This is a genomic window from Cytobacillus sp. T106 (assembly GCF_040492155.1).
Taxonomy (GTDB): Bacteria; Bacillota; Bacilli; order Bacillales; family Cytobacillaceae; genus Bacillus_AB; species Bacillus_AB infantis.
On sequence record NZ_JBEUMK010000023.1, the window covers coordinates 40,677 to 57,046 of the forward strand.

The window sequence follows — 16,370 nt, forward strand, 5'->3', positions numbered from 1 at the left end:
GCTCCTGCTCGTTAATTTTTAAAATGGGGATAAAGTTCATCGCTCAGGCGGCCAAACTCCCCGATTGAAAGGGTCTCCCCGCGTCTGGAAGGCTCAATGCCTGCTGTCTCCAATGCAGCAAGGATGGCCTCTTTTTTCTGCTTTCCTTCATGCAGCTGGCTTGTCAGGTTGTTGAGGATGGTCTTCCTTCTTTGAGCAAAGCTTGCCTTTGTCACCTGGAAAAAGAATGCCTCATCCTTCACCAGCACTGGAGGCTGCTCCCTCCTCGTCAGCCTGATCACGGCCGAGTCGACATTCGGCTGCGGAACAAATACAGTCTTGGGAACGATCATGACCGTTTCTGCTTCTGTATAATACTGGACGGCAATTGAAAGCGATCCATAGTCCTTTGAGCCCGGCTTGGCCGAAATGCGGTCAGCCACTTCCTTCTGGAGCATGCAGACGATCCCGCGGATCGGCAGTTTTTCCTCCAGGAGCTTCATGATGATCGGAGTGGTCACATAATACGGGAGATTGGCAACCACCATCAGATCCTGGCCCGGTGCAAACCTTTCCTCGATTGTGGTTTTAACATCAGCCTTCAGGACATCCTGATGGATCACTTCAGCATTCGGATAAGGTGCGAGCGTTTCCTTCAGGATCGGAAGGAGCCTCTGGTCAATTTCAAAGGCGACCACTTTTTCGCTCCGCTTGGCCAGCTGCTCTGTGAGTGCCCCAATGCCGGGCCCGATCTCAATTGCTCCTGAACCTTCCCGGAGCTCGGCATGGTCGACGATCCGGTTCAGTATATTGGTGTCTATCAGGAAGTTCTGCCCCAGGCTCTTTTTAAAGCTGAAGCCGTATTTTTCAAGTATGGCACGTGTTCTAAGTGGTGTTGCGATATCTTTATGCATGGCGCTCCTCCTGGTCGATTGCTTCAATGGCAGATGCAAAGTCTTCTTTCGGGACCTGGAACATCATCAGTCTCTTATGAAGCTGTTTTCCGTTAGTATACCCAATCTTAAGAAGCCTTCCCAGCTTCTCCCTGCGCTCCCTCGCGCTGCTCCCGCCGATGAGGCCGGCCAGGATCAAATCTTCCTGGGTAATTTCCTCCCGGGCTGTTTCCTGCATAGTCTGGGCCTCCCGGAGTGCTTTCCTGATCGTCTCAGGGGAAGCGTGCTCGACCCCCAGGCCTCTCCCCGACTTCGGCAGTGCATCCGTCTTATCTATGAAAGCATGCTTGCAGCCAGGCACATGGCGGGTGATGCTATCACGGATCTTCTGGCCCGGGAAGTCCGGATCCGTCAGAACGATGACACCCCTCTTGCTTTGAGCATGCTTGATTCTTTCCAGAGTTGCCGCATTGATGGCTGAACCGTTCGTTTCAATCGTGTCAGCATTGACCGCCCTCTTTATAGCCGTCGTATCATCCTTGCCTTCCACTACAATGATTTCTTTAATCTTCATTGGTCCTCCAAAATTAAAATGAAAAATTTGATAAAAACTTGAAACATTTTTGTAATCTGAATCGTCTAATAGTATGAGTAACAATAAAAACAATCCGTCTGTGTTTTATTATATATTACCGAATCGCCGGGAAAAAATCATTCCGCATTGCCAGACTCCGCTAAACCAACAAAAAAACAGGAGAAATTCTTCCCCTGCATAAATCGTTTAGTCTAATATTTTGATTTTAACCGTCTTTCTTCCCCACCGGTATGCATCCGACTTGGAAGCAAAGAATACATCGATTTTATTGCCCTTAATGGCAGAGCCGGTATCGGCTGCCACTGCATAGCCATATCCTTCGACATAGACTTTCGTGCCTAGCGGGATTACCCGCGGATCAACGGCGATGACTTTTATGCCTGGGTTTGATTTAAGATTGATCCCTGTAGCGGTTATGCCCGAGCATCCGCTGCAGCTTGGAGTATATGCAGTAGAGGAAACATACATCTCCCTGCCGGACTCGCTTGAGCCCGCTCCGCGGGAAACAGCAACCCTCTGCGCCATAACCTTCGTGCCGACAGCAACAATCTTATCCTTTTTCTCTTTTACTTTCTTTTCACTGAGCAATTTTCTGGATGTTTCTTTTCCGTTTTCCAAAACAACTTCATACTGCCTTGATAAAAGGCCTTCCTGCCCGTGGGAGACAACCTGTTCCTTCCCCTTGGCAAGGCTGGCGTCCTTCTTTGTAACCACGGCATAACTGATTGGTTCTTCCACTACATCGGTGACTTTTTCAACTCGAATGACATTGACAATGGCATTTTCCTTGACTGTCTCTTCTAGCTTTGGTTCAACACGGTCCATATTGTTTAGTGTAATTCCCTGCTGCGATAAAAAGTCAGCGACCGTAGTCGAAGTTGACCACATTTGTTGTTTCTTGCCGCCCTCAATGAGCGTCAACGCAAAAGCTTTTTCCACTTCTATCTTTAAATCGTCCTTAATTCCCTCATCCGGCTTCGGATTGACTTTATCGTGCTCTGAAAGTGCAATATTCTGCTCCTTTAAAAGCCCGCCAACCGTATCAGCCGTTGTCCAAATCGTTTTCTTCCCGCTGCTGTCTGTCAGTTGAACCTGTTTTGCCGGCTCCCATACTACCTCTAAGCCGTCCTTTACCTTTGTGCTTCCCGAGGGAAACAGATAGTCTTCTGAGCGAAGGGATATTTCCAGATCATCGAATATATCTTGAACTGTATCTGCATGTGTTTTGATGACTTTGTCCTGGCCATTCATGGAAACTGCTACTGTTTTTTTCGTGGTTTCAAAAATCATGAACCCGGCAGCTGCCGAAAAAACTATTAAACTAGCAACCATGACGGTCAGTTTTTTCTTACTCAAAGACTTGGAAAACAGGTTTTTCATGTTCTCAATCGCGATGAAAAACGCCTCCTTTTCTCTTCGGAGTGATTATATAGAGTATCTTGCCGGCTGTCAACTCAAACACTTTTCTCTCATTTTGCTGCTTTCCTGGGCGGGAGGGGGAAAACGTATTTCCTATTATGCAAAAAAAACAAGAGAAAGGAAAGAGAGACTTATCGACACGGTTATCCTATGACGAAAAGGAGGTGTGTAGAACTTTTAAGAATTGGACTTAATAGGGACAAGCTCCCCCATGAATCGACAAAAACGCTTAGCGGTTGATGCCGAATAATCTTTTTGCATTTTCCGTTGTCGCTTCTGCCACTTCTTTGAATGCCAGCCCTTTCAGTTCGGCAATCTGCTCAGCCACCAGCTTAACATAGGCAGGCTCATTCCTTTTTCCCCGGTAGGGATGCGGAGCAAGATAAGGGCAGTCGGTTTCAATCAATAGCTTTTCAAGAGGAACTGCCTCTGCGACTTCCTTCGGTTTTTTCGCATTTTTGAAGGTTACCGGGCCACCGAGAGAAATATAGAAATTCATATCAAGGCATTCCTTAGCCACTTCGACACTCCCGCTGTAGCAATGCATGATGCCGCCGACCTCTCCCGCTCCCTCTTCCCTCAGGATTTCCACAACATCAGCCGTTGCGTCCCGATTATGGATGACGATCGGCAGCTTAACTTTCTTCGCCAGCCTGATCTGCCTTCTGAATACATCCTTCTGGACATCCTTCGGCGATTTATCCCAATGATAGTCAAGCCCCATCTCCCCGATTGCCACTACTTTTGGATGGGCAGCCAGCTCCTCGATCCAGGCCAGGTCCTCATCAGTCATATCAATAGCATCGACAGGATGCCAGCCGACACATGCAAAAATAAAATCATAGGCTTCTGCCAGCTCCATGGCTTTGGTGATTGTCGGGCGGTCAAAGCCGACAACCACCATATGGGAGACACCTTCTGCCTGCGCCCTCCCGATCACTTCTTCCAGATCTTCCTCAAACTGTTCGGCATTCAAATGTACATGCGTGTCGAATAACATAGAAAAACTCCTTACTAGAGAAAATATTATATTTACATCTCTATTATTTCATTTATGTTACAAAATATCTTTCCTGTCCTTAAATGAAAGAAAACATAGGGCTGTCCGACGCTTATGAAACGCAAAACATCCCTATGTCCATTCTACTGGCTTATTTTACACGCGCTCCGTTTGGCAGTGACTCGGCAATAGTCGCAAGTGACAGCGCTCCGTCCTCGCTTCCGGCCAGGATCATACCTTCTGAAAGCTCGCCCCGCAGCTTAACCGGCTTAAGGTTGGTCACACAGATAACCTTGCGGCCGACAAGCTCTTCCGGCTTATAGAATTTTGCAATCCCGGAAACTACCTGCCTCTTTTCATACCCAAGATCAAGCTGAAGCTTTAGAAGCTTATCCGCTTTCTTGACCGGCTCAGCCGAAATGACTTCAGCTACCCGCAGGTCCAGCTTCATAAAATCATCAATTGTGATTTCCTCGCTGTCCGGCTTCTCAGGCACCTTCTTCTCTTCTGCTGCAGGAGCTGGTGCGCTTCCCTGCATTTTTTCTTTAATGTATTCCACTTCTTCTTTCATATCAAGCCTTGGGAAGATCGGGTCTCCTTTGACTACCTTCGTATTCTCCGGAATCAGGCCGAACGTCTCGAGGCTTTCCCATGATGTCAGCTCTTCTGTATTCACATTCAGCTGATTGAAGATTCCATCCGGCGTGCGTGTCAGGAAAGGCTTCAGCAATACGCCGGTCCTTCTCAGAGACTCAGCCAGGTGGAACATCACATTGCCCAGCTCTTCCTTGCGTGCTTCGTCCTTCGCAAGCACCCATGGCTGTGTTTCATCGATGTACTTGTTCGTCCTGCTCACAAGCTGCCACACAGATGAAAGGGCTACAGAGAATTCCATCTTTTCCATCGCTTCTTCATACTTGGCGACTGTTTCTTTGTTCATATCAAGCAGCTGCTTGTCAAACTCGCCTTCAGATCCTTGATAGGCAGGTATCGTTCCGTCAAAATACTTCTCGATCATTGCCACCGTACGGTTAAGCAGATTGCCCAGGTCATTTGCCAGGTCGAAATTGACCCTCTCAACAAATCCTTCCGGTGTAAAAACACCATCAGCGCCGAACGGCACTTCGCGAAGGAGGTAATAGCGGAGGGAATCCAGTCCGTAGCGGTCAATCAATGTAACAGGATCAACGACATTCCCTTTGGATTTGGACATTTTCCCATCCTTCATCAAAAGCCAGCCATGGGCAAATACCTTCTTTGGCAGCGGCAGATCCAGCGCCATCAGCATGATTGGCCAGTAGATCGTATGGAAACGGACAATTTCCTTGCCGACCAGATGGACATCCGCAGGCCAATAGTTCAGATATTTGGAGTCGTCTTCTGTTCCGTAGCCAAGGGCCGTAATATAGTTGGAAAGCGCATCGATCCATACATATACCACATGCTTTGGATTGTCCGGCACTTTTACGCCCCAGTCAAAGGTTGTCCTTGAAACAGCCAGGTCCTCAAGTCCAGGCTTGATGAAATTGTTGATCATTTCATTCTTGCGTGATTCTGGCTGGATGAAATGCGGATTTTCTTCATAATACTTAAGCAGCCTGTCTGCGTATTTGCTCACCTTGAAGAAATAGGATTCTTCCTTCACTTTATTGACAGGGCGTCCGCAGTCAGGGCAGTTGCCGTCAACCAGCTGGCGTTCTGTGAAGTATGATTCACAAGGCGTACAATACCAGCCTTCATATTCTCCCAAATAAATATCGCCCTGCTCAAGCAGGCGGGCGAAAATCTTTTCAACCACCTGTTTGTGGCGATCCTGGGTCGTGCGGATGAAATCATCATAGGAGATGTCCAGCTTGCTCCACAGGTCCTTGATGCCATCGACGATCTCATCAACATACTCCTGCGGCGTTACGCCTTTTTCTTCAGCTTTCTGCTGAATTTTCTGTCCATGTTCATCCGTACCGGTCAAATACATTACATCATAGCCGCGCAGGCGCTTATAGCGGGCCATCGCATCTCCGGCCACTGTTGTGTAGGCATGGCCGATATGCAGATTTCCGCTCGGATAATAGATCGGGGTTGTAAGATAAAAGGTCTTCAATTTTCCTTCCATTGGTTTCCCTCCTGTTAATGTTCAGCAAAGTAAGAGCAAGCAAAAGAAACAAGCTCGTCCATCTATTTGACATGGCATCTCAGGCCCTGAATGCAAAAAATCCCGCCCTTTCCAGGACGAGAGCGAAAATCAGCCTAGCATGCCCGCAATCAAGCAAATTCACTATGTTTTCTATACTCGTCAGCATAGCCTCTTATACCCTCAAAATATACCTAAAAATATCAAATAGTGCAACTAAGAAAGGCGGAGGGCGCTTGCTCAGCCCCGACAAGCTTAAGACGAGCAGAGCGGAAGGTTGTTCTTTAACCTTCTGATCTGATTGGCTTAAGACTCGAGGGGCTAGCGCCCGGAGCTGGACAAATAGAAAGGCGGAAGCGGCTTGCCCAGAGCCGACAAGCATAAGACGCGGCAGAATAAAAGGCGTTCTTTGTCTTTAATTCTGCCGTGGCTTATGACTCGAGGCTCTAGCCGCTGGAGCTGGACATAAGAAAGGCGGAGGCGACTTGCAATTTAAGGAACGGAGGCTAAATACGCCACGTCCTGTGGCAACGCCTGCATGACCCACATCCTGTGAGCCCAGCATAAGACGCTTTGGAATTGAAGGCGTTCTTTGCCTTCGGTTCCAAAGTGGCTTATGACTCGAGCACCTAGGAGCCGGAGCTGGACAAGAAGAAAGGCGGAGGGCGCTTGCTCAGCCCCGACAAGCTTAACACGAGCAGAGCGGAAGGTTGTTCTTTAACCTTCTGATCTGATTGGCTTAGGACTCGAGGGGCTAGCGCCCGGAGCTGGACATGAAGAAAGGCGGAGGGCGCTTGCTCAGCCCCGACAAGCTTAAGACGGGCAGAGCGGAAGGTTGTTCTTTAACCTCCTGATCTGATTGGCTTAAGACTCGAGGGGCTAGCGCCCGGAGCTGGACATGAAGAAAAGCGGAGGCGGCTTGCCCAGGTCTGAAGCTCCCCCTTCCATCCCCAAAAATCCGGAACCAAGCACGAAGTATATATTATGAAGCGTTTCGACATTACTGTAGAATTTTGTCGAATGATGTTATCATAGTATAAATTTATACTCTTAATTCAAAATAATCTTCAGAACAGCTCTATGCCAAAAATGTGTCTCTCCAGCCACAAAACCCTGATATAGCAACTTTCTTCATCACCTAAAAATTTCTAAAAAAATTTGATTTAAAAGTAATTGACGGATTTGGGAATGGCTGGTATTATGTAATCTATAAGAATTTTGTCGAATAATGACGAATCTATAGATAGAGAAAAAGAAAATAGTGGAGATATGAGAGGAGATTTTTAATATGAAATCTACAGGTATTGTTCGTAAAGTTGATGAGCTGGGACGCGTAGTTATTCCGATTGAGTTAAGACGTACACTTGGCATCGCCGAAAAGGACGCTCTTGAAATCTATGTTGATGATGAGCGCATCATTTTGAAAAAATATAAGCCAAACATGACTTGCCAGGTTACCGGCGAAGTCTCTGATGATAACATCACACTTGCAGGCGGCAAGCTGATCCTGAGCCGTGACGGTGCAGAGCAGCTGCTGAAAGAAATCCAAAGCACATTTGAAACTGCAAAATAATAAAAGTATAGTCACTTGCGCTCTGTGTAAGTGTAATACTTTTTGATACTATATGAAAAGAAAAAAGCTTCCATATACCGGAAGCTTTTTTCTATTGCTCAATATGATAGGCGCTGTAAACTTCTCTTTTATTCAGGCTCCTATCCTTCGCTGTCTGCTTAATGGCATCCTTGGAGCTCATTTCCTTCACAGATATATAGTGCTTCACATGCTCTTCAATGGAAAGCTGCTCCCACCACATATCTTCTTCCGCTGATTCTCCCTCCGGGTTCCCCTCCAGGATAATACAGAATTCTCCTCTGACTTCATCAGATTCTGCCCATTCCGCCAGCTCTGAAAGGCTGCCCCGGATGAATTCTTCATATCTCTTTGTAAGCTCCCGGCATAGAACGGCCTGGCGTTCGCCCAACTGCCCGCTCATCAGCTGCAGTGTTTCCTTCAGGCGATGCGGGGATTCATACAGGATAATGGTTGCATCCATTTTAGCGAGCTTTTCCAGCTCCTGCTTTTTTTCTTTTTTCTGTCTGTTCAGGAAGCCATAGAAATAAAAAGGCTGCGAGGCAATGCCTGAAGCAATGAGAGCCGTCAGTGCAGCATTTGCCCCTGGAAGCGGAACAACAGTCAGCTGGTGTTCAAGCGCCTTTACGACCAGGTCATAGCCTGGATCCGAGATAGTCGGCATCCCGGCATCACTCACCACGGCAACCGCTGATCCCTCTTCAAGCATCTGAATGATCTTTTCACCGCTATGGCCTTTATTATGCTCGTGATAGCTGATGACAGGCGTTTCTATTTCAAAATAATTGCAAAGCTTCTTTGTATTACGTGTATCCTCAGCTGCAATATAATCAGCCTCTTTCAGCATCCGCACGGCCCGGAAGCTCATATCCTCCAGGTTTCCAATCGGCGTCGGCACCAAATAAAGCGTACCCTTCTTATAATCATCGCTAAAGCTCTTTTGCTGCCACATCCAAATCACCTGTTTCCTTCATTAGAAAGTCTTCTTTCTTTTTTCTGCTTAACTGCTTGAATTGATATTCTGCCCTCATCGCTTCAGTTTTTCCTGAAAAGACCTGATGGTAGACTAGCACAACCGGTCCCCGCCCCCTTGTATATTTAGCCGCCTTCCCTTCATTATGAAGCCTGACCCGCCTGTCGAGATCATTGGTGTAGCCGGCATAGAGGCTGCCATCTCTGCATTTTAAAACATAGAAGTAATGTGCATCATTTTCCATATAACATCTCACTGATTTCCGGTGTATATTCATGATCTTTATTATAGATATAAAGCGGCGGCAGCACCTTCAAATCCGGGCTCCCCTGCTTGACCCCTTCAACAAGGAGCATATTGGCTTCTTTGCCCTGTTTCGGATAAACAAACTGGAGACGCTTCGGCTCAAGCTTATACTGCCTCATCAGAGTGACCATATCAAGGAGTCTTCCTGGCCTGTGGACAAAAGCCGCCTTTCCTCCCTGCTTCAGCAGCTGGCTTGAGACGCGCACCACATCCTCCAGTGTGCACAGAATCTCATGCCTGGCAATGGCAAGATGTTCATTGGCATTAATCTGATCTTTGGCTGGGGTAAGGAAATAAGGCGGATTGCATGTTACAATATCATACTTCCCGTGCCCAAGCAGGGCCGGCATCTCCTTTATATCCCCATGAATCATTTTAATCCTGTCTTCAAGCCCATTGTACTCTATGCTTCTCACAGCCATATCATGGAGCCTCTCCTGGATTTCCACACCGGTGATCGACCCTTTTGTCCGGCTGCTCAAAAACAGCGGGATTACACCATTCCCGCTGCACAGATCAATCAGGTTCCCTTTCTGGATCGGCACATAAGAAAACCTCGCCAGCAGGACTGCATCCAGGGAAAAAGAAAACACAGACGGGCTCTGGATGATGCGCAGCTTTTCAGCAAGCAGATAATCCAGCCGCTCATCCCCTTTTAAATTCAGCATACAATTTCCTCCGATAAACATTGTAAAAAGAGCCTTCCCGGCAAAAGGAAGGCTTACATTATTTCTTATTAAGGAAGGAAAGGCAGAAAAGGCAATCCCCTTCTTTGCGCGGGCTCCCAAAATGCAGATTGCAAATATGGAAACCTTCCTGGTAAAGCCTTGCAAGATTGTCATAGCCTTCACCAATATCGATGACTTTATCATCCTGCTGAGGCTTGCTTTTCCCTTTCTTGTCTTTCTTCCTGTTGGACTGTTGCTCTGCCGTTGTTTCCAGCCGGCGCCTTAAATGGTCATTCTCCAGCTTCAGGGAATTATTCTCCTCAAGTATCTCTGCCAGATGCTGTTTAAGCTCGCCAAGCTGTGTATACAGTTGTCCGATTTGGGTTTCCATATTGATCACGGAGTCAAAAATTTCTTTTTTATCCACGCGTTCCACCTCATTAATCTGTGGATTGTACCGAAACAGCACCTTCTGTCAGCACTTCGTCCAGCGTATATTCAAGGACACGCTCCTGGTCTCTCACTTCCACTTGCAGAACGCGTTCTAAAATATTGAGCCCAACCACTTTGCCGCGGCCCTGTGGAGTATTGATGACCGCTCCTATATCCGGCAGCTGCTCTTTCGCAGACTCATACTCATCATTCTCGTACTTCAGGCAGCACATGAGACGTCCGCACAGTCCGGAGATTTTAGTTGGGTTAAGGGAAAGGTTCTGGTCCTTTGCCATCTTGATCGACACCGGATCAAAATCCCCCAGGAAGGTAGAACAGCAAAGCATCCTACCGCATGGTCCTATGCCACCGAGCATCTTAGCTTCGTCCCGAACACCAATTTGGCGCAATTCGATCCTTGTCCGAAAGATCGCTGCCAAGTCCTTTACAAGCTCCCGGAAATCTACTCTTCCGTCTGCTGTAAAGTAAAAAATCACTTTATTTCGATCAAATGTATATTCAACATCAACAAGCTTCATATCAAGCTGATGAGTGCTGACTTTTTCACAGCACACCTCATAGGCTTCATGTGCAGCTTCCTTGTTTTCCTCAACAATCATCCGATCCTTTTGATCTGCAATTCTCAGAACTTTTTTCAATGGAAGGACAACATCGTTCTCATCCACTTGCTTCCGGGCAATTACTACTTTTCCGTACTCTACGCCCCGGACTGTTTCCACGATTACAAAGTCGTCCTTTTGAATTGAGAGATCTCCGGGATCGAAGTAATAAATCTTCCCGGCTTTCTTAAACCGTACTCCCACTACATCATACAAATGAAGATCCCTCCTGCAATTTTAACACAAGCTGTTCCATCAACAGCTGCGGATTCATATTTGCGTGCAGCTTTCTTTTTGCCTCCAAAATGGCTGTCATCTGCTCGGTCAGACGACGTCCGGACGTTTGTAATGCATATTGCTCTAAACGGTTCATCTCGTTTAGATAAACAGCCTGTCCCTTTTTCCCAAGCTGTATATATAGTAAATCCTTAAAGATAAGTATCAGCAAATCCAAACCGCGATCAAACTGCTCTTTCTCTTTAAAGTGCAAAAACCATTCTTCCTGCAGTGCAACCATCGCCTCTAAAGGATTCTTTTTCAGCACTTCATATAATTTTAACACTATTTTTTGTGCTTGTGCAAACCAATCATCACTGGAGAGAGCGATTGCTTCATCCAAATTATTGGTTAATTGGGCCAATAATGGCGCCATTTGCGGGCTTACACCGTTTTCCGCAAGCTGCGCTTCCATATTTTGGGGCGTGAGCGGAATGAATGAAATGGTCTGGCAGCGGGACAAAATGGTCGGCAGCATCCTTTGTCCCTGTTCGGTCATCAGGATGGCGACAGAGTCAGAGTTCGGCTCCTCCAGAAACTTGAGAAGGCTGTTCGCCGCATTTACCGTCATTTTATCGGCATGATTGATCATATAAAGCTTGCGCTTCGACTCCACTCCTGTTTTCGAGAACTCCTCCTGAAGCGCCTGTATCTGATGCTTTTTAATTGAAAGCCCATCAGGCTCCAGCAGATGTATGTCCGGATGGTTGCCGCTGTTGATCCTCCTGCAGTTCGTGCAGTCTTCACAGGGGATATAGCCGCCCTCCGGCCTTTCGCAGAACAGGCTTTTTGCCAAAAGAAGCCCGGCATCCTTCTTGCCGGTCCCCCTCATCCCTTCAAATAAATAAGCGTGGGCAAGCCGGTCCTTCTGTATGCTGTTTTTGAATAATTTCAATACGGCAGGCTGAAGCCTCTCCAGCTGCTCCCACGTTTTTGCCAAACTGATCACTCACCTACATATATATATTAATGAGCAGTCCTTTGATTTCCCCGATTTTCCCGAGAATACCGATGGACTGCTTTTCCTTCTTCATGACTTCCTCCGTCAGATCGGCCAGCTTCTGATCAATGGTCTCCACAATCTTTAAAGACCGGCCCTGTCCATACTGGTTCCAGCTGTGGGACTGGTTCAGCTCCATCCCATAATCCACTGTTTCCTTCACAAAACGTTTGACAAGTGTTTTAAACTTGGCAAGATCCTTGAAATTGCGCGATCTCCCCAGGCGTTCCCCGGCAGAGTCGATATCCTTCAAAAGCCCCTGAAGCTGGGCCATCTGCATTTTTTGGTCCTGCTTCTGGACAAGCTGCTGGAACTTTGCCCCATCGCCTGGCTGAAGCTTTTGATCCTGCTTAACCTTATCAAGGTTAAGGCGCAAATCCTGATTTATTTTCAAAGCGATCGTCTCCTGTTATCCCTTATTAAAACTGATGGAAGCTTTCAACCGGCAGAACAAATACTGTCGCACCGCCCACTTCGACCTCAACCGGATACGGCACATAAGAATCGGCATTCCCGCCCATCGGCGATACTGGCGCCACCAGCTGGTCGCGCGCACTGCAGCTGTCCTTTATGACCTGCAGGGCCTTGTCCACCCGGATATCATCTGTACCAATCATAAAGGTCGTGTTGCCCGCTTTTAAAAAACCGCCGGTGCTCGCCATCTTTGTTGCCCTGAAATTATGCTCCACTAACGCACTCATCAGCTTATTGCTGTCCTGATCCTGAATAACGGCTAATATTAGCTTCATCTATTGTCACGTCCTTTAAAAAGTGTTTTTCCGCGTGTATCTATCTATATTATAGCAAGAATTCTGTCTATAAACAGCGTCTATTCAGGAGCAATGAAATAAATCCGTTCTCTAAAGAACAAAAAAATTTTCCTGAAAAGGAGAAAAGGCCCCATGAGGCCCTTTCGTTCAGAATCTATTTATCTGCAAACAGCGATTTCAGCCTGGCAGATGCGAGCTGGTAAACCTCTTCCACAGGAAGAGAAGCATCTATGCGGCTAATCCTATCCGGGAATTTTGCAAGCAGGATCTCATAGCCTTCCCGTACCTTCGTATGAAATTCCAGGCTCTCCAAATCCAGCCGGTTCACTTCCCGGCCTTGATTCCGGCCGATCCTCTGGAGGCCGGAAGCCGGATCGATATCAAAATATAAGGTCAGCTCAGGCATCATGCCTTCAATGGCAAAATGATTGATCGAATAGACCTCATCAATCCCAAGCCCCCGGGCATATCCCTGATAGGCAAGCGAGCTGTCAATAAAACGGTCGCACAGGACGATATAGCCTTCATCAAGAGCAGGCTGCACCTTCTCTGCCAAGTGCTGCCTTCTCGCTGCTGCATAAAGAAGCGCCTCTGTCCGAGGATCCATTGCCGTATTCTTTGTATCCAGGATAACAGCCCTGATCTGCTCAGCGATTTCAATGCCGCCCGGCTCCCTCGTCTGCATCACTTTATATCCTTCATCAGCGAGCCCGCTCGCCAGCATATTGATAATAGTCGTCTTGCCGGCTCCCTCAGGACCTTCCGCTGTTATAAATAAACCTTTATCCATCATGTTCCTCCTGCTTACATTCTGCTTGTAAAGCATATATGCTGATTTGATTTTTATCTAAATGGCTGCCGCCCTGGAACCTTGCACCGCTTGCCTGTAAAAGCCGGATGCTCTTCACATCCTCTTCTGATATCACTTCACCGGGAAAAAGGAGCGGAATACCTGGAGGATACGGAATGATCAGCTCTGCGCATATCTTTCCTGCCGCCTCCTCCATGGATACTGCTTTTCTGCTCATCCCCATCAGGTCCTGGGCATTCACGGCAAGGGTCGAAACAGATGGCTTTTGAAAATAATTCACTTTTGCAGTCTGGCCCTTCCTTTTTCCGGACATGGCCTTCTCCGTTTTAAAAATAATCTCTTTAAAAGGAAAATCCATATCCTTCTTTAAGAGCGGGAGGACAAACACGACATTATAGGGATCCGCCATTTCAGGATAAATCCCCTCATCCTCCAGCAGGCTCTGCAGCTCAAAGCCGGACAACCCTTCAGGCTGGATCACAACTTTCAGCGGGTCTCCTGCACCTTCTTCATATTCCAGCACCAGCAGGCCGCTTATGCCGGCCAGCCCGCGCCTGAATGATTCTATACGCTCAAGGAGGATTTTATCATCCTCTTCTGTAAATGTTTCTAAATAATGCCTGGCACCATCCAATGATGCCATGATCGGATAAGAAGGGCTGCTGGACTGCAGCATCTTCAAATATTCCCTTGCTCCCTCATAACCGATGAGCCGGCTATTATAATGGAGATAAGCACCCATCGTCATGGCAGGGAGCGTCTTATGGGCTGACTGCACTACGAAATCAGCCCCCAGCTCCACTGCTGACTTCAGCCGGGACATTTTAATCAGATGAGCCCCATGCGCCTCATCCACCAATACAGGTATCCCATGCTGATGGGCTTTATGGATGATTGCCTGCAAATCAAATACCATGCCATAATAGTTCGGATAAGTCAGGATGATTGCTTTGGCATCAGGGTGAAGGCTGATAGCTTTTTCCACCGTCTCTGGAGCAATGCCGCCGGCCACCCCCCAGTCACCATTATACTCCGGCCCCAGGAAAACAGGAGATGCCTTGGCAAGACGTATCCCATTCAAAACGGACTTATGGCAATTCCGCTGCACAAGGACCGTCTCGCCTTCCTTCACAGTCCCAAGGATCATGGCAAGGTTTCCAACAGTCGACCCATTTATTAAAAAAGAGCTCTCTTTAGCTCCATACAGCTTGCTTGCTAAAAGTTCTGCTTCTTTGATGACACCTGAAGCAGCATGGAGATCATCCAGACCGGACAATTCCGTCACATCCAGCTTCAGTGCCTCTGCGTAGGCCTCTTGGCTGCCTTTATATAAAAGGCCATTCTTATGTCCCGGGACATGCAGGGAAATGCTGTCCTTACCTATATGATCCAGCAGCCTGCCGTAAAGGGGAATATTATTATAGTCATTCATTGTTATCACCAGATTGTTAGATTCTTCACCTATTTTATCAGACCACATCTTAAAAAGATAATACGTCCCCTAAATAAAAATAAGCTGTTGCCAAAAGAATTGCCTATAGACATACACCCGGAAGCGAAGCAGAACATACAATAGAAAACATGTAAATACCCTCGAGACTTTTCAAAAAATTGTATTATTTTTTGCACAATGGACAGAATAAGAGGTGGAGGTGGAGATATGGATTCTTTATTGGCAAACAATCAGATGAAGAAAACCTGTGTCATTTGCGAAGAGGATAAAACAAGGGGCATACATTTATATACTTCTTTCATCTGCACAGATTGTGAATCTGATCTGATTAACACCGACACGGACAATCCAAAATATAAATATTATCTAAAGAAACTGCGGAAAGTAAATACACCGGAAATATTCTCGTAGAAGCTGATGCTTCTTTTTTTTGTGGTTTTTTGAACGAAAGCAGCCATTTTGACATTGTGTCCATGGCGGCCGCAGCAGGCAATCACATTTGAAGGCAGAGTGTGGGGTTGGACAGCAGGGTTATATTTGTTAGTCTAGTTGGGGTGTTGGTGGATTATCTTGCGAATTGATTTTTCATGGTTAAAGCTGCTGTATTTCAACGATATGTTAAGCAAGGACGCAGAGCAATTCGCCCGTCCGGCATGCATTTAAGAAAGCAGCTGCCGGCTTATAGTTAGATTTAAGGCAAATGGTAAATTAATTGGGGATTTCGGTAAATTAATTGGCCATTTGATTAAATAAATTGCTGAGTCGGTAGATTACCGAGCCAAATGATTAAATTCACAGTTTAAGCAGCTGCTCACCTGGTTATTCTGATCAAATACTCAGCTTTAATGCCCATCAATAATGCTTTTTCCAGCAATATTTATGAAAGCAGCTGCCGGCTGTAGTTGGATTTAAGGCAAATGGTAAATTAAATGGAGATTTCGGTAAATTAATTGGCCATTTGATTAAATAAATCGCTGAGTCGGTAGATTATCGAGCCAAATGATTAAATTCACAGTTTAAGCAGCTGCTCACCTGGTTATTCTGATCAAATACTCAGCTCTAATGCCCATCAATAATGCTTTTTCCAGCAATATTTATGAAAACAGCTGCCGGCTATAGTTGGATTTAAGGCCAAATGGTAAATTAGTTGGGGATTTCGGTAAATTAATTGGCCATTTGATTAAATAAATTGCTGAGTCGGTAGATTATCGAGCCAAATGATTAAATTCAAAAACAAAGCAGCTGCTCTCCCCAATATTCTCGACGAAAACCTGCTCATTTCCCCCACGCCGTCACTAATTTCCGCCCAAGAACGCTTTTCTTATTAAAACCTTCTCCATTTCACTAAAAACAGCACAAAAAAAGAACAGTCCCACAGACTGTTCTTCGTTTCGCCCGGCGGCGTCCTACTCTCACAGGGGGAGAGCCCCCAACTACCATCGGCGCTGAGAAG

17 protein-coding genes are annotated in these 16,370 nt (G+C 46.7%); 2 read left to right on the top strand and 15 right to left on the bottom strand.

Annotated elements, in window-relative coordinates:
• Nucleotides 1-11 precede the first annotated feature (11 nt).
• From rsmA to metG, 5 genes are all read right to left on the bottom strand, one after another.
• Complete coding sequence (gene rsmA, locus ABU165_RS23645) at nucleotides 12-893, bottom strand: 16S rRNA (adenine(1518)-N(6)/adenine(1519)-N(6))-dimethyltransferase RsmA (protein WP_009796182.1); 882 nt, start codon at nucleotides 891-893, stop codon at nucleotides 12-14.
• On the bottom strand, nucleotides 886-1,446 hold the full coding sequence (rnmV, locus tag ABU165_RS23650) for a ribonuclease M5 (protein ID WP_009796183.1): 561 nt from the start codon (nucleotides 1,444-1,446) through the stop codon (nucleotides 886-888). Before rnmV ends, rsmA begins: the two co-directional genes overlap by 8 nt.
• Before the next feature lie 207 nt (nucleotides 1,447-1,653).
• Entirely contained in the window at nucleotides 1,654-2,847 is a 1,194-nt protein-coding gene (locus tag ABU165_RS23655; RefSeq protein WP_022543204.1) for a G5 and 3D domain-containing protein, read from the bottom strand.
• Nucleotides 2,848-3,115: 268 nt separating this feature from the next.
• Complete coding sequence (locus tag ABU165_RS23660) at nucleotides 3,116-3,886, bottom strand: TatD family hydrolase (protein ID WP_009796186.1); 771 nt, start codon at nucleotides 3,884-3,886, stop codon at nucleotides 3,116-3,118.
• Nucleotides 3,887-4,037: 151 nt separating this feature from the next.
• Nucleotides 4,038-5,999 (bottom strand): methionine--tRNA ligase, encoded by a 1,962-nt coding sequence (metG, locus tag ABU165_RS23665; protein WP_009796187.1) that lies wholly within the window; start codon nucleotides 5,997-5,999, stop codon nucleotides 4,038-4,040.
• A gap of 1,306 nt (nucleotides 6,000-7,305) precedes the next feature.
• Here metG and ABU165_RS23670 point away from each other — a divergent pair.
• Entirely contained in the window at nucleotides 7,306-7,590 is a 285-nt protein-coding gene (locus ABU165_RS23670) for a transition state genes transcriptional regulator AbrB (protein WP_009791698.1), read from the top strand.
• A 91-nt stretch (nucleotides 7,591-7,681) separates the two neighbouring features.
• Here the strand turns inward: ABU165_RS23670 and rsmI are convergent, their stop codons facing one another.
• From rsmI to ABU165_RS23720, 10 genes are all read right to left on the bottom strand, one after another.
• Complete coding sequence (rsmI, locus tag ABU165_RS23675; protein ID WP_318061046.1) at nucleotides 7,682-8,560, bottom strand: 16S rRNA (cytidine(1402)-2'-O)-methyltransferase; 879 nt, start codon at nucleotides 8,558-8,560, stop codon at nucleotides 7,682-7,684.
• Complete coding sequence (locus tag ABU165_RS23680) at nucleotides 8,538-8,825, bottom strand: GIY-YIG nuclease family protein (RefSeq protein WP_009791696.1); 288 nt, start codon at nucleotides 8,823-8,825, stop codon at nucleotides 8,538-8,540. Before ABU165_RS23680 ends, rsmI begins: the two co-directional genes overlap by 23 nt.
• Nucleotides 8,815-9,555 carry a tRNA1(Val) (adenine(37)-N6)-methyltransferase gene (locus ABU165_RS23685; RefSeq protein WP_101553025.1) on the bottom strand — a complete coding sequence of 247 codons (741 nt, stop codon included), beginning with the start codon at nucleotides 9,553-9,555 and terminating at the stop codon, nucleotides 8,815-8,817. The genes ABU165_RS23680 and ABU165_RS23685 overlap by 11 nt, the downstream gene beginning before the upstream one ends.
• Before the next feature lie 58 nt (nucleotides 9,556-9,613).
• Nucleotides 9,614-9,982, bottom strand: coding sequence for a DNA replication initiation control protein YabA (yabA, locus tag ABU165_RS23690; protein WP_009791694.1), 369 nt, complete (start codon nucleotides 9,980-9,982; stop codon nucleotides 9,614-9,616).
• A gap of 13 nt (nucleotides 9,983-9,995) precedes the next feature.
• The gene (locus ABU165_RS23695; RefSeq protein ID WP_009791693.1) at nucleotides 9,996-10,823 is read right to left on the bottom strand and encodes a PSP1 domain-containing protein; all 828 of its coding nucleotides are present in this window, start codon (nucleotides 10,821-10,823) and stop codon (nucleotides 9,996-9,998) included.
• Nucleotides 10,816-11,823, bottom strand: a complete 1,008-nt coding sequence (holB, locus tag ABU165_RS23700) for a DNA polymerase III subunit delta' (RefSeq protein ID WP_094769603.1) — start codon at nucleotides 11,821-11,823, stop codon at nucleotides 10,816-10,818. Before holB ends, ABU165_RS23695 begins: the two co-directional genes overlap by 8 nt.
• Before the next feature lie 13 nt (nucleotides 11,824-11,836).
• Nucleotides 11,837-12,277 carry a YaaR family protein gene (locus ABU165_RS23705; protein ID WP_009791691.1) on the bottom strand — a complete coding sequence of 147 codons (441 nt, stop codon included), beginning with the start codon at nucleotides 12,275-12,277 and terminating at the stop codon, nucleotides 11,837-11,839.
• Between the two features lie 25 nt (nucleotides 12,278-12,302).
• Nucleotides 12,303-12,632 carry a cyclic-di-AMP receptor gene (locus ABU165_RS23710; RefSeq protein WP_009791690.1) on the bottom strand — a complete coding sequence of 110 codons (330 nt, stop codon included), beginning with the start codon at nucleotides 12,630-12,632 and terminating at the stop codon, nucleotides 12,303-12,305.
• Between the two features lie 175 nt (nucleotides 12,633-12,807).
• Complete coding sequence (gene tmk, locus ABU165_RS23715) at nucleotides 12,808-13,443, bottom strand: dTMP kinase (RefSeq protein WP_022543202.1); 636 nt, start codon at nucleotides 13,441-13,443, stop codon at nucleotides 12,808-12,810.
• Nucleotides 13,436-14,896 carry an aminotransferase class I/II-fold pyridoxal phosphate-dependent enzyme gene (locus tag ABU165_RS23720; protein WP_318061047.1) on the bottom strand — a complete coding sequence of 487 codons (1,461 nt, stop codon included), beginning with the start codon at nucleotides 14,894-14,896 and terminating at the stop codon, nucleotides 13,436-13,438. The genes tmk and ABU165_RS23720 overlap by 8 nt, the downstream gene beginning before the upstream one ends.
• A gap of 228 nt (nucleotides 14,897-15,124) precedes the next feature.
• Between ABU165_RS23720 and ABU165_RS23725 the strand changes: the two genes are divergently transcribed.
• Nucleotides 15,125-15,328: a sigma factor G inhibitor Gin gene (locus ABU165_RS23725; RefSeq protein ID WP_022543201.1), complete on the top strand. Its 204-nt coding sequence runs from the start codon at nucleotides 15,125-15,127 to the stop codon at nucleotides 15,326-15,328.
• The last annotated feature ends 1,042 nt before the right edge of the window (nucleotides 15,329-16,370 follow it).